Raw genomic sequence first — 24,418 nt, forward strand, 5'->3', positions numbered from 1 at the left:
CTGGGAGGTCCGCGCCGACATCCACGAGGCCTTCCTCAAGCTTGCGTGCGCCCTCATCTGCTGGCGACGCCTGACCTCATTGCGTTAGGAGCTCTTAGCCACCGTTTCGGCCAGGGCGGCGCTGCGCTCGGAGAGGTAGGCATTGACGTGCGCGGCGTGCTCCTGATGGCGCTGACGGCGGAAGGCCAGCATTAGCGTCACCGCAGCCCCAACGCCGGCGCCTGCTGCCAGCGAGGTCTGGATCGCACCCTGCCGGGCCGCAGCTTCTGCCGCACCCCATCCCGCAGCCAGTAGAAGCCAAGCCAGTCCGCCGACTACGCCCCCGACCAGAAGTGTGATCGGCACGATCCACCAGGCGGCTGGGCGGGGAGTGCGTAATTGAGGAGGCCCCGTATCTGCCGGAACGGCGGGATGGTCAGCGCGGTCGACTCGGCGGCGTGGCAGTAACCCCATGCCTTCTATTCCAGTCGTTAGCGATCCTGTCTAGGCACGGGGATACCTGATCGTTACCGGCTTGGCCGATGAGGGAGGCTTCGTGCGTGAGCTGCCAGTGACCAGCGAGGCAATCATCGCGGCGCTGCGGCGCAGGATCGACCAGCTCATCTACGAGAACGCCATGCTGCAGGCCGCCGTCGACCAGATGCACGCGGGGGAGGAGAGAAGCAATGACGAAGCCCAAGGCCGCGGCACGCTGCCCGGTCTCGCGGTCGACTTCACCGACTCCCACGACTCTTCCGGCCAGCCGTGGCAGGCCGAGCTGACCATCGGCGTCGAGCCCGGCACCGACCTGCTCGCCATGCTGATCAACCTAGCCGACCAGGGCGTGTGCGACTGGGCGATGCAGGGCCGCACCCTGCGCGTCTGGAACGAGGGCACCGCGCTGTCCCGCCAGCTCGCGGCCGGGGCCGCGCCGGTCGAGCTGCGGCTGGGCCGCGACATCGACCAGGCCCCCGACGACGCCACCTTGGAAGACGCCGCCTCCTCCATTCTGGGGATGGGGGAGGAGTCGCTGAACGTCGAGGTGACCAACCCGTCCGCGGTGATGCCGTGGGGCCGGTGGGAGGCCGCCCAGTCCCAGGGCGGCGTCGCCGACGAAGGCACCGCCCGCTTCCTGGCGCAGATCGCGCTGGAGCGCGCGGCGGGGGAGCGGGTGCAGCTGACCCGCCAGCTCACCCCGTACCGGGCGCGGTTCCTGCCGCTGGCCGACTATCGGGCCGGCGACTTCGTGCGCGCCCCCGGCGACCAGGCGCAGCTGCAGAGCCTGCGGGTGCGTCAGGTCACCTTGTCGGTGGACTCCTCCGGCGTCGTCGGCGGCAACCTCACCTTGAATGACCGCTTCCTGGAGGCCGACATCCGGCGCGCCCGGCAGGCGGCCGGGATCGTCAGCGGCGGCGTGTCGACCGGCGGCAACGGCGGCGAGCCCGCGCCCGACTCCAAGGACCGCGTTCCGGCCGCGCCGACCGGGCTGATCGTCAACCCGCAGGCCTTCCAGGACGACGAGGGCTTCACGCACGGCGTCATCAACGTGTCCTGGACCGGGGTCACCACCGACATCAACGGCACCGCCCTGACGGTGGACGGCTACCAGCTGCTCGGGCAGACGCCGCCCGGCACCGGCGCGATGCGCATCCTGGCCACGACGACCGGCACAAGCGTGGCGTTCTCGCCGCTGGTGCCGCGCACCCAGTGGGTGTTCGCGGTGCGCGCCACCAACCAGGGCACGCTCGGCGTCCCCGCTTCGTCGGCGACGATCACGATCCCGGACGACGAGACGCCGCCCCCGGATCCGTCGACGCCGGCCGTCGACTCGCGGCTCGGCATCTTCCGCATCACCTGGGACGGCTTGTCTGCCAGCGGCACCGGCATGCCGAAGGACTTCACCAGGGTCCTGATCATGATGAAGGACCCCCTCGACTCCGAAGACGTCGGGACGCCGGTCGAGTGGCTGGAGCGCGCGGGCACCGCCGTGGTGGCGGGCGACGGCCGCGTCCAGACGATCGAGGGCAACACCGGCGACGCCTGCCGCCGCAGGGTCCGGGCGCACGACGTCATCGCCGGGTTCTGGAACCCGCCCTACACCAAGGTCAAGCCCCAGCCGAAGCCCGAAGCCCCCGAGCCGGAGGCCAACCCCACGGAGGTGATGGTGAGACAGCTGCCCCTGCTCGTGCGCGGCTCGAAAGGCTGGCACGTCAAGAGCCTCTTCTACCTCCTGCACGCCCGCGGCTACGGCCTGACCGGCAACATCGACGACACCGTCTTCGGCGCCCCGCTCGAGGAAGCCGTGAAGGCCTTCCAGAAGGCGGCCGGGCTGAAGTCGGACGGCGAGTGCGGGCCGAAGACGTGGGCGGCGCTGCTCAAGGTCGCCTGATGGAGGCGCTCGACGCACTTCTGCTGCCGCACGCCCCCTGCCGCTGCAGCGAGCAGTTCAGGGCCGAGGGGGACTACTTCCTGCCACCCGAAGACCACAACTGCTCAGCCCGCGTGCCGGGCCTGATCGACGAAACCAACTGACCCCCCGCGCCACCCCCGGCCGGGGGTTCGTCATCTCCCGAGGAGGAGAGGCATGCATCCTGCACCGAAGACCCCGTTCACCGTCCGCTACCCGCTGCTGGTCCGCGGCGCGCTCGCCCTGGTCGTGATGGGCCTGGTCCGGCTCGGCATCGCGCTCGGCTGGATCCCGGCCGAGTGGGAGCTGTCCGACAAGGGCGTCGAGCAGCTCTTCGACGGCGCCCTGTTCGCCTGGGCCTGGTTCACTTCGCAGCGGAAGGTGACCCCCGTCGCCGACCCGCGCGACAACGCCGGCGCCCAGCTGGTGCCCGTGGGCCGCTACGACCTGTAGTAGCGACGGCGGCGAGTTCTTCGCCGGGTGGTTGACCGAGTACTCCCTTTCTGTGGACAACCTCGTCATGGTCGCGATCAGCATGACCGACCTGCTGTTCGCGCTCGACTCCATCCCGGCCATCTCTGGCCTGGCTAGGGGAGGCCCTACCTGGCCTTCACCGCCAACGCCTTCGCCCTGATGGGCATGCGCGAGCTCTACCTTCTGCTCGGTGATCGGAAGTTCTACGGGAGTGAGACGCCCTGACTCTCCTGAATATGAACTTCGGCCTGCTCACCCACCGCGTGCGACAAGTCGGGCCACGACATTGAGCGCACGGTCCGTACCGTCCGCGCGGCCATATCCGCAGCTGCGCCCCCTGCCTGGCCTTGTGCCAGGCAGGGGGCATTCTTCGTTGTCCAGGCGTGCTTCCTCGATGTGGAGCGGAGCGCGGTGTACTCGCTGCGTTCCCGAGGGAAGATCGACAAGGCAAGGAGGTGGCCGATCTATGCCAATGCTCAAGCGGGGGCTGCACCCCCACTTGACCTGCTGCTTTACCTGGGCGTCGGTGACATGCGGGGGAAGAGTGCTGCGGCACGGGATGACTATGGTGCAGAACTTCCGTCCTCAGCTACGAAAGTGCTGGGGAAAGTCAAGTCGCCTTGAGCCGCCGCGTCGGCTTCCTGGACTACGCTCTCTCCTAGTAGGAGCCTCACGGCCGCGCCAAGCCCCCCACATCTGTTGTGCGTGCGTTGCGTCGGCGAGGTGAGTAAGGTTATGGCTACGAAAAAAGGTTCGACAAGCCTGGGTTGCCGCCCAGGTTCGCCGAACCTCGATTCGTAGCTCTTAGCACGACGTGGGACCCTCACGGGCTCCCTTGACGACTAAGTACATGCTAGCTCTCACTGGCAGGCTACCACCGTCAAGGGTTTGCGGTCGCCAGCTGGATACAAAATTCCAGCTCGGGGCTGCGTTGCCGTGAGGTCCGACGATCATTCATCGGACCTACCGGGAGGTAGAAGATGCCCAACAACGACCCGTCCCGCCCGCCATTTTGCGGGATCACCACCGAGGCCATCAACGCGATCATGCGTGGCCTGGCCGTCCTGGTCGCGATCCCTCTTGCGGCCTGGCTGATCTCGGGCGGGTTTGACCCGTCCCCGATCATCGCCATCCTCAAGGCGATCAAGGTCTGACCTCGGTCAGCCGGGGCTCGCGTCGCCCTTGACCCTCATGACGCGGACTCACCGGGTTTGACCCGGCTCACATAGATGATGAGGCCCCGGCCGTCTCCTTCGGGAGGCGGTCGGGGCTCTGTGCTCCCGAGGCGTCAATACGGCGCTTCCGTCTCCGCCGTCGATCCGATGACGGCCTGGCCACCGCCACAGTCTGAACACTGGACGGGTACAACTTAGCCTCGCATCAAAATCACATGTCCAGTCGTGGCATCGGAAGCGTCGGGGATAACCCCTGGGGTGAGTGCGACCAGCGTGCTCAGAATGCCGCGCAGTCGTTCGGAAAGAACTGAAGCGTCATTCGGCGAATCCGCCACCTCTGTGAGGACGGCCAGGATGCAGGCGGCGGCCAATGCCATGTCTCCTTGGCGGACTGGTCGATGTCGGTCCCAAAGAGGACTCGCCAAGGTTAGCGCGCTTTCGATCATCGAGGTCGCCTTCACACTCTGGCCTTGACTCATCGCGATCAGGAAGGCCTCTTCCAGATCCGCCTGCGGGTCGTCAGCGGGGTGTCCCTTTCGGATCCCTACCGCCAGCGTGTTGAAGAGTGCCGAGAAAGGTGTCACCTCGTCATTGCGTCGGCGAGGGAATCCATAGGTGCGACCCGACAATCGAGGGATAGACCCAGCATGACGTGCAGCGGCCTGAGCGAGGACGTCACTCGCCAGGCATAGTGATGCGACCACCGCAGTATCCGTGGATCCAAGGTCGCCATCAGCCAGCGCGCGAGCAAAGGCGAGGTCACGGGCAAGCGCGATGGTGGGGCGAAGGACGAGATCTAGGTCACGGTCGAGGATGAACTCGAGAGCGTGGGCAAGGTTGAGGTTATCTCGGGCGCGATCGAGGGTGGGTTCATGGTCGCCGAAACGGATGACGAAGCGGGCACGGTCAAGAGCAATGGCCTGCGCGAGGTCGCAGTCGTTGTCGGTTACTCGGGCGAGGGCTAAGCCAAGGTCGAGACCTTCGGCGCGATCGAGGGCGCGATCGAGGGCGCGGGCGAGGGCGAGGTCGGGGTCGCGGGCGGGATCGAGGGCGGGATCGAGGTCGCGGACAAGGGTGCGAGCAAGGTCTAGGGCGTGAGCAAGGTCGCGGTCGAGGTCCATGCGTGCGCGGTCGCGGACAAGGGTGCGGTCGTCGTCTAGGGCGCGCGCGCGGGCCAGGACAAGGGCGAAGTCGAGGACGCGGGCCAGAACAAGGGCGAGATCGCGGGCCCGGTCGAGGTCGAGGTCGAGGGCCAGATCGCGAGCCATGACAAGGGCGAAATCGCTGGCGGAGGTACCTCGGGCGAAGGCGAGGCCGAGGGTTCGAGCGAGGTCCAGCGCGAGAAGGAGGTCCAGAGCGTGGAGAAGCCGATGGTCATGGACGGTGAGATCACGGCGACGGGTATAGACGAGGAGTTGACGGCGACAGAGATGCGAACGTGGAGTAAGCCGAAGAGGTAAGTGGAGATGGTTAAGCATCACGTCGGGGTAGGCACTCAGGTGTTCCGGAGTAGGGCGATGTGGGTGGGGAACCCCGGCGGGCACGGTTAGCCTGACGTCCAGGCCTTCCGAGGTCCACATGGCGGCGGTTTGGGCGTATAACCCGGCGGCAAAAGCGCGGCTGGCCTCGGTTGTGGTGGGCAGGCGGTAGGTGGTGCCGTCATTGAACAAGCTATTAAGCCAAGTGAGAAATGCCTGGATATCGGCGGGCCACAGCCCTGCGGCAGGGGCGGGTGTAGGCCCGTGCAGGGGGCGCGGAGTGGGGGTCTGGGCGGTATAGCGATTCCACAGGCCGGTACTCACAGGGTTCACGCAGATCTGGGCGTCTTCATCAGGGAGGGTGTGGGTGTCGTGCAGGACGCGTGCTGCGGCAACTCCGTCGAGTAGGCGAGCAGTGTCGGGGTCGGCAGGACTGCTGTTCAGGCAAAGGTCAAGTTGTTCGCGGAGCGCGGGGTCAATTTCCCGCGCTTCGTTGGCGCAGGCATAGGCGAGGTGGAGCGAGGTGGCGGTCGGCGCATCCAAGCATGCCTCGACGATGGGGCTGGCGTCTGCGCGGGCTGCCCAGAGCAGGGTGGTCTCGCGCCACCAGGTGTCGCTGACGTTGTCGGCCAGTGTCTGCTGGCGGGAATGATGGCTAGGGACCAGTGCGGCGGCGAGGTATTCCTGCAGTGTGAGGTGGGCGAAGCCGTAGAACCGATGTTGACGTTCGACGAGAAGGCCGCTGGTGTGGACCTGTTCCAAAAAGGCGCGCGGGGTGAGGCCGGGGGCGGTCCGGCTCACAACGGTTTGGATCGCTTGACATGCCTTACCGACTGAGATGTCCCGAAGGCGATGGCGCATCATGTACCAGGCGAGCTCCTGAACGATGCGCTCCTTCTTCTCACCGGACAGCTCATCGGGCCGGATGAGACCCTTCGCGTCCCGGCGCCGGTGCAAAAGTACCTGGCACATCTCCTCGTACAGGCCGACACGACTACCGGGCAACTGGCCGCGATACCGGTGCACGTTGGCAATCATCGTCAGAAGCAGCGGGTTCGCTGCCAGTTCGAGCAGCGCAATGCGCGCGCTGATGAGGTCGACGAGGTTGTCTGCGGACTCGGCGGCCCGCCTGTCGATCTCTCCCTTAACGCCTTGGTAGGCGCGGCGGTTGATAGCTCGGTACCACGCGTGTAGAAAGGTTCGGATCTGGCGTTTGTCAAAGCGCTGTACTTGGAGGACGTCGGCATGGGTCAGCCGATTGCCGTCATAGCCCAAGGGGCGTGATGTCAGGACAAAGGAGTTGCCAGGATAGCGGCGGATCTGCTCCTGCACCCACGCGACCACATGCCTGCGGTCTTGTGCGTCTGCTGTCTCGTCCAGGCCGTCCAGCAGCACTACACATCGGCCGCGTTCGAGTCGGTGCTGCAGCCAACCGGCCTTCACTACACCGCGGAGCCATGGTGCTTCGGCCGCGACTCTCGCCAGGCTCGGCGGCTCGTCCGCGAGGATGACCTCGCTGTGATCACGTAAGTACAGTAGGACAGGGATCCGGTGAGCCCTCCAGAACTCGCGCCGCCATGGCCACAGCCGCTGCTCAGCCATCTCTAGCGCCGTGAAGCGAGCCAACGTGGTCTTGCCCGATCCCGCAGCGCCGAGCACTACCAGCACACGCCCCGCGCGGAGGAATGACGTCAGTGGCGCCCGACGGCCGACGATTTCGTCGGCCGGTGCGGGGTACGGGCTGGTGCCGGCGTCCCTGACGGTAGCAGTGACGACCCGAGGTTGGAGGGCCACGTCGACGTACACCTGCCGGGTCTGCAGGACCAGGTCAGCGTGCGTGACCAGCCCGATGGTCTCCATCTGCTTCATCTCCAGGCGCACCCGCCGCAGGTATCGACGACGGGTTACTCGCTTGGGAGCGCGATCCTCGTTCGGCATCGGGTCGTGAATGGGGCCATGGCGAGCGTTGTAGTGGCCAAGCCGTGTGGATATCTGGGCCGCCTCTCCAGGCGACGGCTCACCAGCCGCCGAACGAGACTGCAGCCACAGCCCTGCCGCCCCAAAGATCAGGGTGAGGACCATGCTGACGATGCTGGCCTTCTTATCCAGCACGTCCAGCACAACCGACTGCGACTGCGACGGCTCCACAGCCAGGAACAGCACCAGGGTTAGTACCAGCAGTAGCGCCGCCAGAGCCAGTAGTATCCACCCCCACAATCGTCGACGGGCGGCCTTCGCGACAACCGAACGTGTCGGAGCCGAATCGTCGCCAGCGAAGGGAGGTGTCATACCTCCACGATGACAATCGAACGGCTCATAGGCCCGCCCTGCGATGAACCTGTTGCAAAGCATCTGCTTCTCTCGCCTGTAGGGCCCGCGCTACAGTGAAGATATGGAGCACGACACGCGGGAGGACTGGCGCATCGCCGCCGAGCGGATGGCCGGGGCGGGCACCGAGACGTCCGCAGAGACGGGCGGCATGTCCGCGCACGCGGGCGGCTTCACCTCCGCGGAGCAGATGGCCGAGCGGTACGGCGTCGACCCTGCTGTCGTGCACCGGAAGGCTGCCGCGCTGCGGTTGCTGCTCTCCTCGAAGACGGCGTGAGCCGCCGCCGGGTCCTCCCGGCCGAAGAAGTCCACGCAGAGCTTGAGCGTCTCCCTGTGATGCTTCGCGAGAACGCTGTGGCCATCTTCGAGCTGCTGGCCATCGACCCCACCCCGCTAGGCGCCCACCCTTTCGGTGGCATCCCGAACGCCTACGAGCTGTCCATCGCCGGGCTGCTTGTGCTCTACACCGTCGAGGCCGAGACGGTCAGCATCTGGCGTATCCGCGTCGACACCTGATGGCCACGGCTCACGGCCTGTCACGTTGGGCTGAGCGACTACCAGTGCTCGGCTGGGGGGTTCCTAAAGCGGCGAGGTGATCGTGCAGCGCGGCGTGCCGGAATTGATAGATCGGCCCGACGGCACGCAGCAGGCCCAGACGGTGGACGTCGTCGAGGAAATCCATGAGCCGCCAGGGAAGCCGCCGAGCTACGGCCAGCCACGCTATCGCGATGATGCATGCCAGCCACGCATGGTGTTCACCGGACATGAGCCCGACCGTGAGCCCGAACACGAGCCCGACCGTGAGCCCGAACACGAGCCCGACCGTGAGCCCGAACACGAGCCCGACCGTGAGCCCGAACACGAGCCCGTACCCGACCCCGAACACGAGCCCGCCCGCGAGCCCGAACACGAATAGGCGGAGAAGCGTGAGCCTCCGGTCAGACCTCCAGCTGGAGCGGGGGGTACTGGTTGAGGTGAGGGTCGGCCGCTCTGCCCACTCGATCAACCCGGCCAAGACCCAGGCCGAGACCCCGGCCAAGACGCCAGCCGAAACCCCAGCCGAAACCCCAGCCGAAACCCCAGCCAAGACCCCAGCCGAGACCCCGAACACGAGCGCGACCGAGACCCCGGCCGCGAGCCCGAACACGAGATTGTTCTTGATGGTGCGGAGAAGGAGGACTGGTTCACGGAGACTGGCGTAGCCGGGGGCTTCTTCAGCCCAGGACCTCACGAGCCCGACCGCGAGCCCGAACACGAGCCCGCCCGCGAACCCGAACACGAGCCCGGCCGCGAGCCCGAACACGAGCCCGCCCGCGAACCCGAACACGAGATTGTTCTTGACCTCGACCGCGAGCCCGACTGCGAGCCCGACTGCGAGCCCGACTGTGAGCCCGATCTTGGGACGGATGTGAGGGGTGGCGCGGGCGATGTGCCACCACATGATGTCTCGGGTGGCGTCCGGGGGAAAAGTGCAGGCCAAGTGGCTCAGGTAGCGGTGGGTGGTGCCGGGATCGAGCTGGTGGCGGGGGCGGAAGTGGTGGGCTGGGTCAGTGCTGGGCGGGCGGGTGGCGATCAGAGCGCCGATGAGGTGGTCGAGCAGGTGGGCGCGCAGCGCCGTGGCGTCTTCGGCGATCGGGCCAGCCAGCGGGGCGGGGTCTGTTCTCGGGGTCAGGTAGACGGCGCGGATCAGCCACAGTCCCAGGGGGGTGGCGGCGAGCGCGGTCAGGCCGGGAGCGGCGCGGGACCGAAGCGCGGACAGGACCGCGCTCCAGGCGGGTGGCGGCTCAGCGGGCAGGCAGGCGGCCAGGTAGTCGGCGGCCACCTCGGGGGAAAGGCTCTTGGGGATGATGACGGCGGCGGCGGTCAGCGGCCGGCCAGCGTCGCCCACGGCGGTGCTGAACTCCTTCGTGCGGCTGGTGAGGATCAGCTGGTCGCGGGCGGTCAAAGAGATGTTGAGCGCGGTGATGACGGCGGCGCGGGCGGTGTCGGGCATTTCATCCAGCCCGTCCAGGATGGGCAGGATGTAGCCGCCTTCGGCCAGCGCAGTGGCGGCACCGGCACCCAGCTGCAGGGCTCTCAGGGCGGGGTAGTCGGCTGCCAGCCGGGCGGCAAGCCAGCTGTGCAGATGGGGATGGACGCGGGTGTCCCAGCCGGAGAGCGGCAGGAGCACGGGCACGGGCACAATCTCGTTCTCCGTAGCGGCCTGGTCGCTTTGGCGGGTAGATAGCAGCTGCAGCAGCAGTTGCACCGCCAGGCTGGTCTTGCCCATGCCCGCGCCGCCGGTGATGACCAGGCGGCACCGGGTCAGGGCGCGAAAGTCGCGGGCCAGGGCGGCGATATCGTCGGCTTGGGCGGTGAAGGTCAGCTTGTCTGCGGCGGTGATCAGACGGGGGTGGCTCATCACACCCTCGTCGCTGGTGAGCTGCCAGCGCATGGGGATCGGTTCGGGGTCGTCCAACGATCGGTTGCGGGCTTCGGCGAGCCACTGCCGCTCCACCAGTTCGGCCAGCACAGCAGCGGCGGCCTCGACGTCGGCGACAGAGGGGATGGTGCTCGCGGCCGTGCGACGCCTCCACGCCCAGACCCACACCAGGACGATCGCCGTGGCGGCGGCTATGACCACGGCGGCGACGTCGGCGAGGTTGACCTCGGCGGTGGGTGTCCACGCTCGCCATACCGTGAAAGCCAGCGCGCCAGCGACGAGGATGGCCACCATGGCGAGCGGGATGCGCCAGCCGATCCTGCGTCTGTTCACACCCATAGCGTGACCGTCTTCATGGCATTCGGCTGCGGTTGCACACGAATCGTGACCACTTTGGCCGGCACTGTGATGCCAGGCTCACAAGCGCACGAAGGCGACCACCCTGCCTAGGGGGCACGACCGATCTGGGGGAAGAGAACGCCCTGGCGTCTCTCCTGGCTTGGCGCTACTCGATCTCGTGGATCACTAGGTGCGTCGGGATCACGAACATCGTCACCTTCACAACGCGGCCCTCGGCGGTGACGCCGCGGTGCAGGATCTCGTCGACCAGCTGCTCCTCGCTGATCTCCAGGAAGTGCGCCTCGGCGCTCGAGGGCGGCCGGGTGCGGATGCGCTCGGGGAAGCGGACCTGCTCGAAGCCGAGCTCTTCAAGGCGGCTCGAGATGCCGCCGACTCCGGTGTCCTGCTGCTCGATCGCCGTGTCGCCGGCGATGTCGAGCGGGATCCAGGTGGTGGCGATCTGGTATGGCACGGCTGGCTGGTTGTGGGCGTAGATGATCGACATGCGCCGGTCGCGCACGACCGTTGAGGCTTCGTCGGCAGGGACGTCCAGCAGCTCGGCGACGAGCGCAGGAGGCCGGTCGCGCCGGATGTCGGTGTCCGCCGGACGGTAGGTGTAGCCGCGTTCGGCGAGCTCGGCGTCGAACGCGCCGTGTGCGCCGCCGCGCTCGCGGGCCTGCTTGAGGTGGCGGGCGCCCGAGCGGCGCACGATCGGGTCGATCGGCCGGACGAAGGTGCCGCGTTTGCGGGCGCGGATGACGAGGCCTTCGTTGGCCAGGACGCGCAGGGCGGCGTTGATGGTGACGCGGGTGTAGCCGAATTCGTCGGCCCACTGCTCTTCAGTGGGCAGTCGGCTACCGCGCGGGTATGTGCCGTCCTCGATCCGGCTGCGGATGAGGGCGGCCACCTCCTGGTAGGCGCTGCGGGCGGTCGGCTTCACGGGTCACGATCCTAATGGTCTTACGTACCGCAAAAGGCGCAGGCCGCGCGGAAGGGTTGACACCAGGGTCCTGATCGGCAATGCTTCGTCTTACGTAAGACAAATTGAAGCATGTCATAGATAACCAAGCAAAAATGCGGCCCCCGACATTTTCCAGTGATTCCAGCACTGGCGTCGAAGGCCGCATATCCCAAACCCGTTCCCCTCGCGAAAAGAGAAAGGCTGGTCCCCACATCATGGCACCTGCTGCCACGGTGCGGAAATCCCGCGCCGTCCACGCTGCTGGCGCTGCCCAGGACGACGGCATAGCCGACAGCCAGCGCCTGGCCACCCTGAACCGGGGCGTGTCCAAGGGCCTCGGCCACTGCCAGCAGCCCGGCGCCAACCCCGACGACTGGTTCCCCGTCACCACGAACGAGGCTGACCTCCAGATCGCCGCCGCTTTCCTGTGCGGCGGCTGCCCCCTGCTGGAGAACGGCATGTGCTGGGAGCGGTCCCTGCTGCAGCCGGCCGACTTCTACGGGATCATCGCCGCCACCACGCCCGCTGACCGGCGCCGGTTGCTGCGCGAGAGCGGGGTGGCGGCGTGAACGCGCGGAACACCCCGTTCGACCTGCTGATCGACCTGATGATCGCCAACGCGGGCTCGGTCGTCGTCGTCGGCCTGGTCGTGGTGGCCGCCGTGGTGGTGGTCGTGCGCAAGCGGCGCACGACGTACAAGGTCATCACCCTCGACGACGGCTCGGCCGCGCTGGTCTTCCGTGACCAGCCGTACCTCTACTGCCCGCTGTCGGACCTTCAGCGGCAGATGCACGAAGGGCGGCTGCGGTGATCTCCATGATCCAGACGATCGCCGACCTGGTCGCCGACGTCAGCGCCTGGGCGCAGGACCACCTCATCGCCGCCGTGGTGATCGCGGTGGGCGGCCTCGTCGCCCTGGTCCTGGCGGTACGGCTGCTGCGGACGCTGAGCCGGACTGCGGCGAAGGCCTTCGTGCGGTACGTCGTGCCGCGCCCGATCGAGGACGTGCTCACCATCGTGGCCGCCTCCATCGCCACCGGCGTCTCCGCGCAGGGCATGTGGCGCTTCTCCGGCGACGTGCTCGGCCTCGACCGGCCCGCTGCGGCTGCTGCTGTTCGCCTTCATCGAGGTCGCCATCGTCACCAGCGCCGTCCGGGCGCGCAGGAACATGCGCGACAACTACTCCGCGGGCCTGGACGGGATGGCCGTGTGGGCGCTGACCGCGCTGACCGCCGTCCTGTCGTCGCTCGACGCCCACAGCGTGGCCGAAGCCATCTTCCGCCTGGCCGCGCCGCTGGTCGCCGCGTGGCTGTGGGAGCGCGGAATGGCCATCGAGCGGCACCGCATCCGCGGGACCGGCCGCATCAACTGGCGGCTCACCCCCGAACGCCTCCTGGTCCGGCTGGGCTTGGCCGAGCCGAAGGACCGGACCGTGGTCGAGGTAGCCACCTACCGGCTCCTGACCCGCGTCGCCCTGGCCGCCAAGAACGTGCGCAGGCTCCGGAAGAGCGAGGCGTCCGAGCGCAAGATCCGCGCGGCGATGGCCAAGCTCGACAAGATGATGGATCGGGCGGTGGAGTACGCCCAGCTGGCCAGCGACCCCGAGCGGCAGGAGCAGCTGCTGCAGCAGATCGCCGCCTTGTACAACACCGAAGCCCTGGTCGACGCCGACCCGCGCACCCCGTGGGTGGCCAAGCTCGACCCGCAGGCGGAGGAGCGGCGCAAGCTCGCCGAGCACCACATGGGCGTGCTGGCGGGCGTGAACGCGGGTGAGATCCACCAGCGCGTCGTCGACCACTCCGCCGCTGCGCTGATGTCCTCGGACGGGTCCGGCCGGGGCGGTGGCAGAGGCCTCGGCGGCTCTTCCCTGCCGCCCAGGCCCGAGCTTCCGCCCGCTGACAACAGTCCTGTCAACGGCAGTGGCAACGGCAGTGGCAACGGGCCGCGTGACAACGGGCACGGTGGCAAAGCTGGTGACACGAGCGGTGGCAAGACCGGTGGCAACGCCGATGACAAGGCCGGTGGCAACGCTCGGCCTGTCAATGGCAAGGCCTCAGCTGACAACCGTCCGGCACCTCCGCCAGCCCCTTCGCCATCCGACCGCGACAACGGGCGCATGCCACGCGGCACGACCGACGAACGTGTCAACTGGCTGATCACGCGGCGTGGCAACGCTCCGGATGAGTCCGTGGCAGAGCTGCTGACGCTCCTGCAGCAGAGGTACGCCATCAGCCCGCGCACGGCCTACCGGGTCCTGGAAAGGGCTGGGATCCCGCGTGACGGCGCTGACAAGAACTCCGCCACCGGCGCCGATGACAACACCGATGGCAGCGCCGATGACAACGGCCCGGCGACGACCGGCGATGACAACGGCCCCCGTGACAACGACCCTCGTGACAACGACCCTCGTGACAACGAAGGACTCTGACATGGCAACGCTCACGCACGCTCCGCGCCCGATCGAGCAGCGGATCACGATCACCGAGCTGGCAACCGGCGCACCCGTCGACTGCCTGCTCTCCTGGGCGGCGCACGACCCGTGGTTCGTCACCGTCGAGATCGAGGACGTCGGCCCGCTGCTGTACGGCCGCGACGAGCTGGAGCGCATGACGGTCCAGGTCGTGCTCGCCGTCGACTGGCGGAGCCCCGCCCCCGGCCCGGATCTGGTCGGCTACCCCGACGAAGAGCCCGGCTACCTGGTGTGGAAGCTCACCCGCGACGGCCACGACAGCGGCCTCGGCCTGTTCCTCGAGCGGGCCTACACCGTGGTCGACGGGGGTCACGAACACTTCGACGGCTGGGACGTCGAGCACCAGCTGTTGACCCTGACCACGCCCGGCGAATCTCACACCCCGTAACCGACACGGACGCCGGACGGCCACCGCCGACACCGGCAACACCCCGCAAACCGGGGCCCAACGCGCGGGCGCGTGTGCGCCCATGGGCGCGCGTGGCCCACCATACCCGACGCTCCGTAATCACGGAAAGGACGCAGGTCAAGTCACACGCACCCAGTAAGAGCTTTGCTCTTGATGACGCGCATGTCTTCTCGCCTGATGTCGGCGCCTTCTTTCTGCCACCAGTCTTTGTCAACGACCGAAACCTGGCCGCCCGGCGGGTTCAGCTCCCACCGATTCCCGTCAAGGGGATTAAGGCGACGACTCTCTGTGACCACTGGCCTGGCGCTCCAAACGAGAAGGGCATGATGAGCTCGAAGTGGTAGGCGACTTCGGCGCAGGCGGGGACGTTGGTGTCGTAGATGACCTCTGCGCGTTGCCCGATTGGGCCGGGCATCAGCATTTCCACGGCCACCGGGATCGTATTGGCGTTGCTGATGGTTAGCTCGGTGTTGTCGAAGAACTGATCCTCGATGTCGTCCGGGAGGGTCACTCGTTGCGCGAACTGTCGGTGCGTTTCGAGGCGCTGTTCCTCGCTGATGCGCAACGCGTTGAGTGAAATCAGCAGGGCAGGCACCGCGACAAGCCCGGCGAGGACGGTGCCGATGGCGGTCCATACGGCGAGCGCTCGTCCGGGCCGGTCGCGTGAGGGAGCCTTCCCCTGTTCGCGGCGAGCCCTCGCTCGTTCGGCCATCCGAATGGTGGTCCGGGCGGTGGGTCGCGGGTGCCTAGGATTCATCCGAACACGCGGTGGTCGGCGCCGCGGTTTACGGCGGGCGCCGAGCAGTTGTTGAAGTAACCGAGGGAGGCGGCGTGCTCGGGGCATGTCTCCATCGTGCACTGGGCGGCTTGCTGGCGGCTTGCACGAGAACCAGGAGGTTGGGGGTGGCTGGTCAGGGGTGGATGAGGTTCAACTACGAGGAGAAGGCCTCGACGGGGCCACCGGCCGAAGAGCTGGTGTGGGTCGTGGAGCGGTACGCGCGCAGGGTGACGGTCGGCTTCTTCGACGGGTTCACGATGCGGACGTGGTTCGGGAGCGATGACTGCGATGTGTTGTGGTGACGGCCGATGGTTGTGCCGGAGCCGCCGCGTCGCGGTCGTCGTTGACACGCTCGCTTTCCAGATTTTTGTTCTGTAAGCGCCTGATGACTTGCAGGAGAGACGGCTTGTCACGGCCCTGGGCATGGAGCTATCCCCGCGGAACACGAGCCTCGCTCGGTCGCGCCCGTGTCTGCCCACGAGGGGGTATGCACCGCGGCCGCGGGGTGGGCGAGCGGACCCGGTCGATGACTGCCCGGTGAGGAACCGGGCAGACTGTCGGCGAGGCGCTTTGGGTAGTGCAATCGGCGGTTGATCAGGATGCTGGCCAGGGTGAGTGCCGCGGCGATCAGCGAAAGCCAGCCACCCATCAGCCAACTGACACCAAGCTCATGACCAAGTACATCTAGCGCAGAGTCTAGGACTTCTTGCTGCCCGAGCGCTTACTACGGGTCTGCCTGGACGGCTGGTTGCGGACGACCTTGGGCTCCTCGGGAGCGGCGGCGGCCGGAGGGGCTTCCTCGACGACGGGCTCGCTCTTCCTGAACTTGGACAGCAGGCCGGGCTTCGGCTGGTGCGGGATGAGGCGGCCCTTGTCGTCGAACTGGGGCATCGGGTGCCGGGTGTAGTACCAGTGCTGCTGGCCGAGGGTCCACAGGTTGGTGGTGACCCAGTAGAGGATGAGGCCGAGCGGGAAGTTCAGGCTGAAGATGGCGAACAGCGGGCTGATGTACATCAGGATCTTCTGCTGCTGCGCCATGGGGTTGTCAGGCATCTGGGCCATGGAGCGGGTGACGCTCTGCCTGACGGTGAGGAAGGTGGTCAGCGAGCTGACGGCGACGAAGAAGCCGATGATGATCTTGCTGGTCACGCTGTTGGTGGACCAGAAGGTCTCGGAGATGCCGGCGCTGAAGACATGCGCCTCACGCGCGCTGGCGACGACCTCCGGCGGCATGCCGAAGACGTTCGTACGGTTCACATCCGCAATGGCGTTGAGCACCGTGAACATCGAGATGAAGATCGGGAACTGCGCCAGGATCGGGAGACAGCCGCCCAGGGGGTTGGCTCCGGCGCCCTGGTACAGCGCCATGACCTCCTGGTTCATCCGCTGCTTGTCGTTCTTGTACCGCTTGCGGAGTTCCTGAGCCTGGGGAGCGAGCTCCTGGATCTTCTTCGACGAGCGCATCTGCTTGAGGAAGAGCGGGAAGATCAGCAGCCGCATGAACACGGTCAGCGTGACGATCGTCAACACCCAGTTCAGGCCACTGTCGGGGTTGATGAACGTGCTGTAAGCCTGGTGAATCCAGGTGATGACTTGAGCGATGGCTACGTAGAGCCAATTCAGCCAGCTGAACTCCACCGAGCTAGCTCCCTTGCGTTTCGTGGGACCGTGGGGGCACCGGGTCGAGGCCTCCAGGATGGAAAGGGTGGCAGCGCCCGATGCGCCGGACGGTCAGCCAGGTGCCCTTCAGGGCACCGTGTACGGATATCGCTTCCAGTCCGTATGCGCTGCACGAGGGGGTAGAAGCGGCAGCATGGACCGAGGCGTGGGCATGATCATCGCACCCAGTTCCCGCAAGGAGGCCGATCAGGGCTACTGATCATACTTGCTTGCATGGACGACGGGGCAGGGCAGCCCCTGCCTCAGGACCTCCTCTGGAACTGAAATACCTGAGATTCTTGCAGCCCTGCCGCCCCGTTTTGTCTGCGGAAGGACGAAGGTCACCACGATGCGGTTACCGTGGAGGTCATGAGCGCTCAGCCGGTGTACGACCCCCGACAGGACCCATCGGCGATCCTGGAACGGCTGCCCGCGAAGTGGCACGCCCGATTCCTAGCCGACTACCGATCCGCTCTCGCCACGGCATCGAGCGACCCGGCTGAGTATCACCAGGTGCCAGAACTGCTGCACCTGTGGTGGATGCGCTCGCAGGCCTACAGCCACCCCGGCTTTGATCAGGCCGCAGCGGACGCTGCCGAGAGCACCGAGCGGGTGCCGGCAGAGCAGTCGTTCCCCGCCTTCGCTCAGCTGGTCGCCGACTCCCGGCGGAGGGCATGAGCTACGGTTTCGAGCTCGGCCCGCAGGCCCTGGAGATGATGAAGGACCTCCCGGACGAAGCGTTGACTGCGCTGGCGGTTCGAACCGGTGAGCTCATTCGGGACCCGTGGGATGCCTGGCCGCTCTACCCCGGCCGGACCGACTATCGCGAGACGACGTATGGGGATGGTCGCGGCCTCATGCACTTCTATGTCGACGAACAGGCGGAGTTCCTCAGCATCTTCATGGTGCTCTGGACTGGCTGACGCCCTGGTGGACTCGTCGTGGCGGCAGTTGAGCTGGGCGCGGAACTCCGTTATCGATGGCTTGCGTAGATGATGATGTTGTCGTTGTAGCTGCGTTTGGCGTGATCGAAGTCGCCCCCACATGTGATCAGCCGAAGGGCCGGGGCGGAGACGGGCCCGTACACGCGGCTGGTGGGAAAGGCGTTTTTCGCCACCTGCTCGCGGGATGTGACGATGAACGTCTCCTGGCTGCCGTCGGCGGTGGTGATGATGATGGGATCGTTGGCCTGGAGCTCGCCCAGCCGGGCGAAGACAGCCGGTCCGGAGACGGTGTCCAGGTGTCCGAGGATGACGGCGGGACCGTTCTCGCCTGGGCGCGGCCCGTGCCGGTACCAGCCGGTGAGGTTGGGCTCGGACAACGAAGGCGCCTGGACGACGCCGTCGCTGTCGAGGCCGACCGAGGTGATGGGCGCGGACACGCCGATCGCGGGGATAACGATCTGGACGGGCTGTGCGGGCCGGCTGGCTGCGGGCGCCTGAGAAGGCACAGCGGGGAGGGGCTGGGCGGGGGCGGGGATGGCCCATGGCCGGATCGCTACGGAGGGAGGCCGGGCGGAGGGCGGCTCGGTAAGGATGCGGGCGGTCATGGCCAGGGGCACGCCGAGGGCTGCCACTAGGGCGGCCAGGAGGAGGATCCAGCTCAGCGGCCCGAGCTGGAGGGCGGGTCGCAGATGCGGGGCGGGCGCGGAAAGCGGAGGCGGAGGCGGATTGACGTCGGGGACGTGCGGGCCAGGGCCTGGAGTCTTGGCCCAGTCCCATCGAGGCTGGTGCGGAGCCGGTTGTGAGGGGTGCAACGGAGACGCTTGGCTGCTCGGTTGGTGTTACAGGCCGTGGACGCGCTTGCGACGCATTTCCAGGCCGATGCCGGCCGCAAGCAGCGTCAGGCCGCTGGCGATGGCGTAGGGCAGCAGATCCGTCTCGGCCAGTCCGCCGCCGCCGGTGGGGGCCGCCCCCTTGGGGGTGATCACCGCTGCAGCGTCATCATCGCTTGGGGTGGCGGTGACGGTCCGGGTCGCCGTGGGGGTGGGCGAGTTCGACGGGCTCGTGGTAGGTGAGGTGCTCGCGCTGGCCGAGGGCGTGGCGCTGGTGGCGCTGATGGTGATGGCAGCCAGCTGGGCTGCGGCCGGGTCGGGGGTGCAGAGGGTTTCCTGAGTGGAGCCGTTGTTGTTGATGACCAGGGTGACCTCCCCGGGCAGCACGGTGAGGGTGCCGGCGGTGGCGGGGGTGTAGGTGCCCTTCATCGCGGCCAGCTTGATCGGCTGGCCGGCGGCGATGGCGGCGTTGGTGGCGGAAGCCGTGCTCACCGTGTCCTGACTGGTGCCGGTCAGCTTGAGGACGCCGCGCTGGGAGACAGTACCGGCGGCCAGAGCATCGGGGGTGGTGAGTCCGGTGTCGAGGTCCCACTCGATCGCCAGCGCCTTGTTGACCTGCCCGGCGGCTGGCAGCGTGACGGTGACCTGCATGGGCTTGGGAGTGCCGGTGCCGAGCGGGGGCTTGCAGGTGTAGCTGACGCTCACGGGGGTGCCGGGATCGGCCAGGGCGGCGCTTGCCAGCGGGCTGGCCAGCAGCCAGCAGCTCGCACCGGCGGCGATCAGCGTGGGCATCAGACGGGGGCGGATGGCGGAGTTCACGGGGGCCTTTCGAGGACAGGGGCTCAGGCGTGGATTTTCGGGCAGGGCAGAGGTCACAGGCCGCGATGCTGGCCGATGTGTCGTTCTCGCGGAGGGGCACGGTTCAGGCCCCGCGGATGGCCCAGCCAGGCCGCGGTCGGGCCAGCTGGGCGAGGCAGGCGGGTGCGGCTGTCGACGTAGATGAGACCGGCGATGACCGCCAGGATGAGCAGCAGGGCGGGCACGCCGAGGGCCAGGCTGTCGCTGATCTCGTCCACCGGTTCGCTGGCGGCGGCTTCCTGAACGTCCACATGGGCCGTGGGCACGGCCGGCGCCGAGAGGGCGGGAGGCGGGGGTGCCGCCGTGGGCAGGGTCAGCGGCTCGGCTGACGAGCTGGGCGTCGGCGTGCTGAGCGCCGGAGGCACGACCGGCGTGGCGGTAGGTACAAGGGCCGGGGGAGCTGCGGAAGCCGCGGTGGAGGCCGGCGCCTGCTGAACAGATGGATTCTGCCCGGCCATCGGCGCTGGCGGAGGCGGGAAGGGCTTCTTCGTCGGCTGGGCAGGCGGCAGCGTGGTGGTCACGGTGACGGTGGGAGTCGGCCTGGCCGAAGCGGTTTCGCTGACCTCGTCGGAGGGGCCGGGGTCGGGCTCGATCCAGCCTCCCGAGCCAGGCTCGACCGTCTCGGCACCGGCCGGCATCGGCTGCGCGGTGATGAGGACCGCGAGTGTGCCGGCCAAAGCGAAGGTGACGGCGAACCCGATCAGCAACCGCCCCAGCAGCCAGCTCGCCGCTCCACGTGCCCGGCCCGACGCCGGCCGGTCGGCCCCCACGGGCCGGCAGACAGGGCTGGCAGGCCGGCCCGCATCTGGACTGTCCCAGGCGATCTCCGGTGATCGACCGCGGGCACTGCGGTGGGCCGCCGCTCCAGGGGATGACGTTGAGGACCGGTGCGCAGGTCCTGCTGCTGACGCCACCACCCAACCCCCATGCGGACATAACGGACAAACCGTGAGTAAGGTACAGGAAGATTCATCTCTGACGCGTCACGCCTTCTGGGCCACCAGCCTTGCGCATCACCGACGAAGCCCTGACCTGCGGCGACAACGCCACGGGCGGGCGAGGCCACTCGCCTACAGGCATACCCTTATGTCCGATTTATCCAACTTTTCATGTGCAGGTAAACCATGAGTAGATCTTTGCGGCGATGGTGGAGGCGGCCTGCCCTGGGCCTGCTCGCGCTCGCCCTGGTGCCGCTCGCGGCGGGCACGGCAGGTGTCGGCAACGCCGCCGCGGCCGTGACGCCGAGCGCCGGACCGTTCGGCGCGCTCACCCGTGAGGCCGCTTCGGCGTTGGCCGCCGAGCAGGGTGACGCGGTGCCGGTTTCCGGCTTGACCACGGAGACCAACTCCACGGTCGCCAACCCGGACGGCACCTTCACCGACACCATCACCAGCGGCCCGGCCCGCATCCAGCGAGACGGGCAGTGGGTGGACATCGACCCGACGCTGACGCCGCAGGACGGGCTGCTCAAGCCGAAGGCGGCCAAAGCCGACGTCGAAGTCTCCGCCGGCGGCAGCGGCCCCGCGGTCACGATGCGCGATGAGGAAGGCCGCACCTTCAGCCTCAGCTGGCCCACCGCGCTACCCGTCCCCAGCGTGGAGGGCAACGTCGCCACCTTCGCCGACGCCGCCGGACCGGCGGCCGACCTGGTGGTCACCGTCCTGCCGACCGGATTCCGGCACGACGTCGTGGTGCGCGAGCGGCCGGCCGGAGAGCTGCACCTGCGCATGCCCGTCCAGACCGACGGTCTGAAACTGGCCGAGACCGCCACCGGCGGACTGGAGCTCACCAGCACCAGCGGCCAGGACGCCGGCGAGGTCGTCGCCGCCGCCCCGGCGCCGCAGATGTGGGACTCCTCCACGCCCCACCAGGCCGAGGCCACCGAGCCCGTCGGGGACGAGCAGGTGCCGGTCGAGGCCGACGTGCGGACCGTGGATGGCCGCACCGAGCTGACTCTGACCCCCGACCAGGCCTTCCTGTCCGATCCGGACACGACCTACCCGGTCACCATCGACCCCACCACCAGCCTGACGATCAGCACAGACACCTGGGTCGGCAACGGCACCGGCGCCCACGCCGGGTCGACGCAGCTGAAGGTCAAAGCGAACCCGGACGCCTCCAGCCCGCGCGCGCGCGCCTACATCAAGTTCAACACCAGCAACATCGCCCGGACCAGCGTCTCCGCCGCCACACTGAAGCTGTACAGCGAAACCGCCAGCAGCAGCGGCTACATGGCCGTCACGGCCCGGCGCACCACCGAGGCCTGGGACTCCTCCACCACCACGTGGAGCAACCTGCCCTCCCAGACCGACACCGGCGCGGCCGTCGGCACGGGCAACGCCACCGGCTGGAACTCCTTCGACGTTGTCGACATCGTCAAGGCATGGGCGGGCGGCACGGCCAACTACGGGTTCTCGCTCAAGGACCAGTTCGAGACCCAGTACACCAACAACCGCGAGTACACCTCCGCCAACGCCACCTCCAACAGGCCGACCCTGTCGGTGACCTACAGCATCACCAACCTGTCCGGTCTGGTGAACAACGGCTCTTACAAGATCGTCAACAAGAGCAGTGGCAAGGCGCTCAAGGTCAACGGCGGCTCGATGGACAACGGTGCGCCCATCGACCAGCTCACCGACACCTCCATGCCGTACCCGTACATGGTGTGGAAGCTGGTCTCGCAAGGTGACGGCACCTACAAGCTGTTCAACCGCAAAAGCGGTAAGGCCATGCATGTCTCCGGAGCCAGCACCGCTGACGGTGCCGTGATCTCCCAGTGGGCCGACGGCGCCTACGAGCACATGCGCTTTTACCCGCAAAACGTCGGCAGCGGCTACGGTTTCTTGCGGGCCAAACACAGTGGCAAGGTCGTCGAGCTCCCCAACTCTTCCACCAGCGACCACGCAGACGTGCTTCAGGCCACCGCCGACGGCGGCGCCAACCAACTGTGGAAGCTCGTTCCGGCCACCACCCCGAGTGTCGCCAATTTCGACATCTCCCCCAAGTGGGATCTACCGGGCGTGTTCACCACGGGATCGCCGAACCCCACCCTGCGGGCGACTGTCTCCGACGGGAGCGGCGGCACCCTGTCGACCTACTTCCAGGTCGAGCATGACCCAGCGGACACAGCGCATGGCACCGGACTGATCTGGCAGGGCTACGGCACCAAGGCCGCCTCCGGCGCGAAGGCCTCGGCCAGCTTGCCCACCGATCTGCTCAAGGACGGCTGGAAGATCCGCTGGAGGGTCCGCTCCTACTCGGCCTCCGCGACCTCGGACTACTCGGACTGGCAGTCTGCGACGGTCCTCATTCCCGACAAGCCTACGGCGCTGTCCACCGAACCGGACGTGGCCGACGGTGGGGAGATGGCCTCCACAGCCCCCAAACTGATCGCCGATATCCGTGACGCCCAGGAGACCGGCTCGATGGCGGCTCAGTTCGAGTGGTGGAACGGCAGCGAGCGGATCAAGGTCGAAGAGACCAAACTCGCGACCCAGGGCCTGCACACAGTCACGATCCCGGAGAACTCACTGCCGGAAGGATCAACAATCACCTGGCGGGTTCGCGGCAAGGACACCGGCGGCACCTACGGGCCGTTCAGCGCCTGGCGCAGCTTCACCGTCCCGGGAGCCGCTCCCGCCGTACGGCCGCAGATCACCTCGTCCGATTTCCCCGCAGGCGAGCCGGGCGTAAAGATCGGCGTGCCGGGCATGTTCACCATCTCCGCCGCAGACCAGCCCTTCGTCGCCTACCTCTGGGACGTCGACAACCCCGAACCCCAGACCGAGGCCCGAGCATCGGCACCCGGCGAGCCGGTGACGATCTCCTACGTAGCGGCCGACAACAACCTCCGCACGCTCTACGTCGTAGGCATGGACGCCGCAGGCCAGCGCTCGCCGGTAGCCGCTTACAGCTTCCAGGCGTCCGAAGCGCTGGAGAAGCACACCCTGGGCCTGGGCTTTGAGGAGCTCGACGGCACCACCACGCTGGACAACTCCAATAACGGCAACGACGCCACGTTGCACGGCGGCACGGAGTGGAGCTGGGAGGGCAAGAACGGCAGTGGCGGCCTACTGCTGAACGGCACCGATGCGTACGCCCAGACGGCGCGCCCCGCAGTGCGAACTGACGCCAGCTACAGCGTCAGCGCCTGGGTCCGGCTGTCCAGCACCGCGGCGGAGGCGGCCGCAGTCAGCCAGGACGGCGCCAGCCACAGCGGCTTCGTCCTCGGCTACGACGCCTCAGTCGGTGGCTGGCTGTTCGCGCCCGCTGGCCTGGCTGGACCCCGGCTCACCGCGACTGCGCCGGTCGACCCGGCGGCCCTGGTGCACCTGGCCGGTGTCTACGACGCTGCCACACAGACGGCACGCCTGTATGTCAACGGGACCCTTGCCAAAGAAGCCCCAGTGATCACGGCCTCGACCGCGAACGGGCCGCTGGCGGTCGGGCGCGCCCAAACCGGTGGCCTCAACACGGCCTTCTGGCCCGGCGTGATCGATGAGCTCATCACCTACCAGCGGGTTCAGACGAGCGAGGAGATCGCCGCCGACGCCCAGTAGTCCCACACGGGGAGATCCTCTACCGATCTCTTCGCAGAGCGCGTGACCACCGGCGCTCGTCCGCGCCGGTGGTCACGCTGACCGGGAGCCAGCGTCCTCCTGCATCGCTGCGTCAGCGTTCAAACCCGACCGCTGACCGCAACTGACCGGTTTACGACGCCGGAACGAGGCTCCGTTCGCACGACAGCGGAGGCGGGTGTCTACCGGCCTCCTGTGGCTGGATGAGGTCGTGAGTTGCCTGCGCGTGGCCTCCACGCTGACGGCGTCTGCCCAGCTACGCATGATCGTACATAGCCGACAAATGTAGTAAAGATCATTTTTTAGGTAACAATTGGACTTTCTTTACTC

23 protein-coding genes and 2 pseudogenes are annotated in these 24,418 nt (G+C 67.6%); 15 read left to right on the plus strand and 10 right to left on the minus strand.

Going from position 1 to position 24,418, the window contains the following annotated elements; genetic code table 11:
• Positions 1-535: 535 nt before the first annotated feature.
• From ACIBH1_RS44470 to ACIBH1_RS44490, 5 genes and pseudogenes are all read left to right on the plus strand, one after another.
• Entirely contained in the window at positions 536-2,368 is a 1,833-nt protein-coding gene (locus tag ACIBH1_RS44470; protein WP_397320152.1) for a peptidoglycan-binding protein, read from the plus strand.
• The gene (locus ACIBH1_RS44475; protein WP_397320153.1) at positions 2,368-2,511 is read left to right on the plus strand and encodes a hypothetical protein; all 144 of its coding nucleotides are present in this window, start codon (positions 2,368-2,370) and stop codon (positions 2,509-2,511) included. The genes ACIBH1_RS44470 and ACIBH1_RS44475 overlap by 1 nt, the downstream gene beginning before the upstream one ends.
• Positions 2,512-2,563: 52 nt before the next feature.
• Positions 2,564-2,839: a hypothetical protein gene (locus ACIBH1_RS44480; protein ID WP_397320154.1), complete on the plus strand. Its 276-nt coding sequence runs from the start codon at positions 2,564-2,566 to the stop codon at positions 2,837-2,839.
• 61 nt (positions 2,840-2,900) lie between these two features.
• Positions 2,901-3,052: pseudogene (locus ACIBH1_RS44485) on the plus strand (TerC family protein); the annotation flags it as partial.
• 788 nt (positions 3,053-3,840) lie between these two features.
• Positions 3,841-4,014, plus strand: coding sequence for a hypothetical protein (locus ACIBH1_RS44490; RefSeq protein WP_397320155.1), 174 nt, complete (start codon positions 3,841-3,843; stop codon positions 4,012-4,014).
• Positions 4,015-4,229: 215 nt separating this feature from the next.
• Here ACIBH1_RS44490 and ACIBH1_RS44495 read toward each other — a convergent pair whose 3' ends face one another.
• Positions 4,230-7,802, minus strand: coding sequence for an NACHT domain-containing protein (locus tag ACIBH1_RS44495; protein WP_397320156.1), 3,573 nt, complete (start codon positions 7,800-7,802; stop codon positions 4,230-4,232).
• Positions 7,803-7,905: 103 nt separating this feature from the next.
• Between ACIBH1_RS44495 and ACIBH1_RS44500 the strand changes: the two genes are divergently transcribed.
• Positions 7,906-8,118, plus strand: coding sequence for a hypothetical protein (locus tag ACIBH1_RS44500; protein ID WP_397320157.1), 213 nt, complete (start codon positions 7,906-7,908; stop codon positions 8,116-8,118).
• 56 nt (positions 8,119-8,174) lie between these two features.
• Positions 8,175-8,357 (plus strand): hypothetical protein, encoded by a 183-nt coding sequence (locus tag ACIBH1_RS44505; protein ID WP_397320158.1) that lies wholly within the window; start codon positions 8,175-8,177, stop codon positions 8,355-8,357.
• Positions 8,358-8,367: 10 nt separating this feature from the next.
• Here the strand turns inward: ACIBH1_RS44505 and ACIBH1_RS44510 are convergent, their stop codons facing one another.
• Positions 8,368-10,596 (minus strand): hypothetical protein, encoded by a 2,229-nt coding sequence (locus tag ACIBH1_RS44510; protein WP_397320159.1) that lies wholly within the window; start codon positions 10,594-10,596, stop codon positions 8,368-8,370.
• Positions 10,597-10,768: 172 nt separating this feature from the next.
• Positions 10,769-11,542, minus strand: coding sequence for a GntR family transcriptional regulator (locus ACIBH1_RS44515; protein WP_397320160.1), 774 nt, complete (start codon positions 11,540-11,542; stop codon positions 10,769-10,771).
• 254 nt (positions 11,543-11,796) lie between these two features.
• Here ACIBH1_RS44515 and ACIBH1_RS44520 point away from each other — a divergent pair, with 254 nt between their 5' ends.
• Positions 11,797-12,132, plus strand: a complete 336-nt coding sequence (locus ACIBH1_RS44520) for a hypothetical protein (protein WP_397320161.1) — start codon at positions 11,797-11,799, stop codon at positions 12,130-12,132.
• Positions 12,129-12,374 (plus strand): hypothetical protein, encoded by a 246-nt coding sequence (locus tag ACIBH1_RS44525; RefSeq protein WP_397320162.1) that lies wholly within the window; start codon positions 12,129-12,131, stop codon positions 12,372-12,374. The genes ACIBH1_RS44520 and ACIBH1_RS44525 overlap by 4 nt, the downstream gene beginning before the upstream one ends.
• Here the strand turns inward: ACIBH1_RS44525 and ACIBH1_RS44530 are convergent.
• Positions 12,341-12,733, minus strand: a complete 393-nt coding sequence (locus ACIBH1_RS44530) for a hypothetical protein (protein WP_397320163.1) — start codon at positions 12,731-12,733, stop codon at positions 12,341-12,343. The genes ACIBH1_RS44525 and ACIBH1_RS44530 overlap by 34 nt on opposite strands.
• On the opposite strand from ACIBH1_RS44530, the gene ACIBH1_RS44535 reads away from it, so the two are divergent.
• Positions 12,732-13,991, plus strand: coding sequence for a hypothetical protein (locus tag ACIBH1_RS44535; protein ID WP_397320164.1), 1,260 nt, complete (start codon positions 12,732-12,734; stop codon positions 13,989-13,991). The genes ACIBH1_RS44530 and ACIBH1_RS44535 overlap by 2 nt on opposite strands.
• A 1-nt stretch (position 13,992) precedes the next feature.
• On the plus strand, positions 13,993-14,421 hold the full coding sequence (locus tag ACIBH1_RS44540) for a hypothetical protein (protein ID WP_397320165.1): 429 nt from the start codon (positions 13,993-13,995) through the stop codon (positions 14,419-14,421).
• A 262-nt stretch (positions 14,422-14,683) separates the two neighbouring features.
• Here the strand turns inward: ACIBH1_RS44540 and ACIBH1_RS44545 are convergent, their stop codons facing one another.
• The gene (locus ACIBH1_RS44545) at positions 14,684-15,154 is read right to left on the minus strand and encodes a hypothetical protein (protein ID WP_397320166.1); all 471 of its coding nucleotides are present in this window, start codon (positions 15,152-15,154) and stop codon (positions 14,684-14,686) included.
• Positions 15,155-15,363: 209 nt separating this feature from the next.
• On the opposite strand from ACIBH1_RS44545, the gene ACIBH1_RS44550 reads away from it, so the two are divergent.
• Positions 15,364-15,522 carry a hypothetical protein gene (locus tag ACIBH1_RS44550; RefSeq protein WP_397320167.1) on the plus strand — a complete coding sequence of 53 codons (159 nt, stop codon included), beginning with the start codon at positions 15,364-15,366 and terminating at the stop codon, positions 15,520-15,522.
• A 394-nt stretch (positions 15,523-15,916) separates the two neighbouring features.
• Here the strand turns inward: ACIBH1_RS44550 and yidC are convergent, their stop codons facing one another.
• Both yidC and yidD read right to left on the minus strand, forming a co-directional pair.
• Entirely contained in the window at positions 15,917-16,750 is an 834-nt protein-coding gene (gene yidC, locus ACIBH1_RS44555) for a membrane protein insertase YidC (RefSeq protein ID WP_397320168.1), read from the minus strand.
• 112 nt (positions 16,751-16,862) lie between these two features.
• Positions 16,863-17,049 (minus strand): annotated as a pseudogene (gene yidD, locus ACIBH1_RS44560) (membrane protein insertion efficiency factor YidD); the annotation flags it as partial.
• A gap of 199 nt (positions 17,050-17,248) precedes the next feature.
• On the opposite strand from yidD, the gene ACIBH1_RS44565 reads away from it, so the two are divergent.
• Both ACIBH1_RS44565 and ACIBH1_RS44570 read left to right on the plus strand, forming a co-directional pair.
• Positions 17,249-17,557: a DUF6247 family protein gene (locus tag ACIBH1_RS44565; protein ID WP_397320169.1), complete on the plus strand. Its 309-nt coding sequence runs from the start codon at positions 17,249-17,251 to the stop codon at positions 17,555-17,557.
• Positions 17,554-17,802: a hypothetical protein gene (locus ACIBH1_RS44570; RefSeq protein ID WP_397320170.1), complete on the plus strand. Its 249-nt coding sequence runs from the start codon at positions 17,554-17,556 to the stop codon at positions 17,800-17,802. Before ACIBH1_RS44565 ends, ACIBH1_RS44570 begins: the two co-directional genes overlap by 4 nt.
• Positions 17,803-17,852: 50 nt before the next feature.
• On the opposite strand, the gene ACIBH1_RS44575 is transcribed toward ACIBH1_RS44570, so the two are convergent.
• From ACIBH1_RS44575 to ACIBH1_RS44585, 3 genes are all read right to left on the minus strand, one after another.
• Complete coding sequence (locus tag ACIBH1_RS44575) at positions 17,853-18,428, minus strand: class F sortase (RefSeq protein ID WP_397320171.1); 576 nt, start codon at positions 18,426-18,428, stop codon at positions 17,853-17,855.
• A gap of 234 nt (positions 18,429-18,662) precedes the next feature.
• Entirely contained in the window at positions 18,663-19,472 is an 810-nt protein-coding gene (locus ACIBH1_RS44580; RefSeq protein WP_397320172.1) for a hypothetical protein, read from the minus strand.
• Positions 19,473-19,525: 53 nt separating this feature from the next.
• Positions 19,526-20,281: a hypothetical protein gene (locus ACIBH1_RS44585; protein ID WP_397320173.1), complete on the minus strand. Its 756-nt coding sequence runs from the start codon at positions 20,279-20,281 to the stop codon at positions 19,526-19,528.
• 417 nt (positions 20,282-20,698) lie between these two features.
• On the opposite strand from ACIBH1_RS44585, the gene ACIBH1_RS44590 reads away from it, so the two are divergent.
• Complete coding sequence (locus tag ACIBH1_RS44590) at positions 20,699-24,070, plus strand: DNRLRE domain-containing protein (RefSeq protein WP_397320174.1); 3,372 nt, start codon at positions 20,699-20,701, stop codon at positions 24,068-24,070.
• Positions 24,071-24,418 lie beyond the last annotated feature (348 nt).

Origin of the sequence: Nonomuraea sp. NPDC050663, assembly GCF_044456985.1 — a bacterium.
GTDB lineage: Bacteria > Actinomycetota > Actinomycetes > Streptosporangiales > Streptosporangiaceae > Nonomuraea.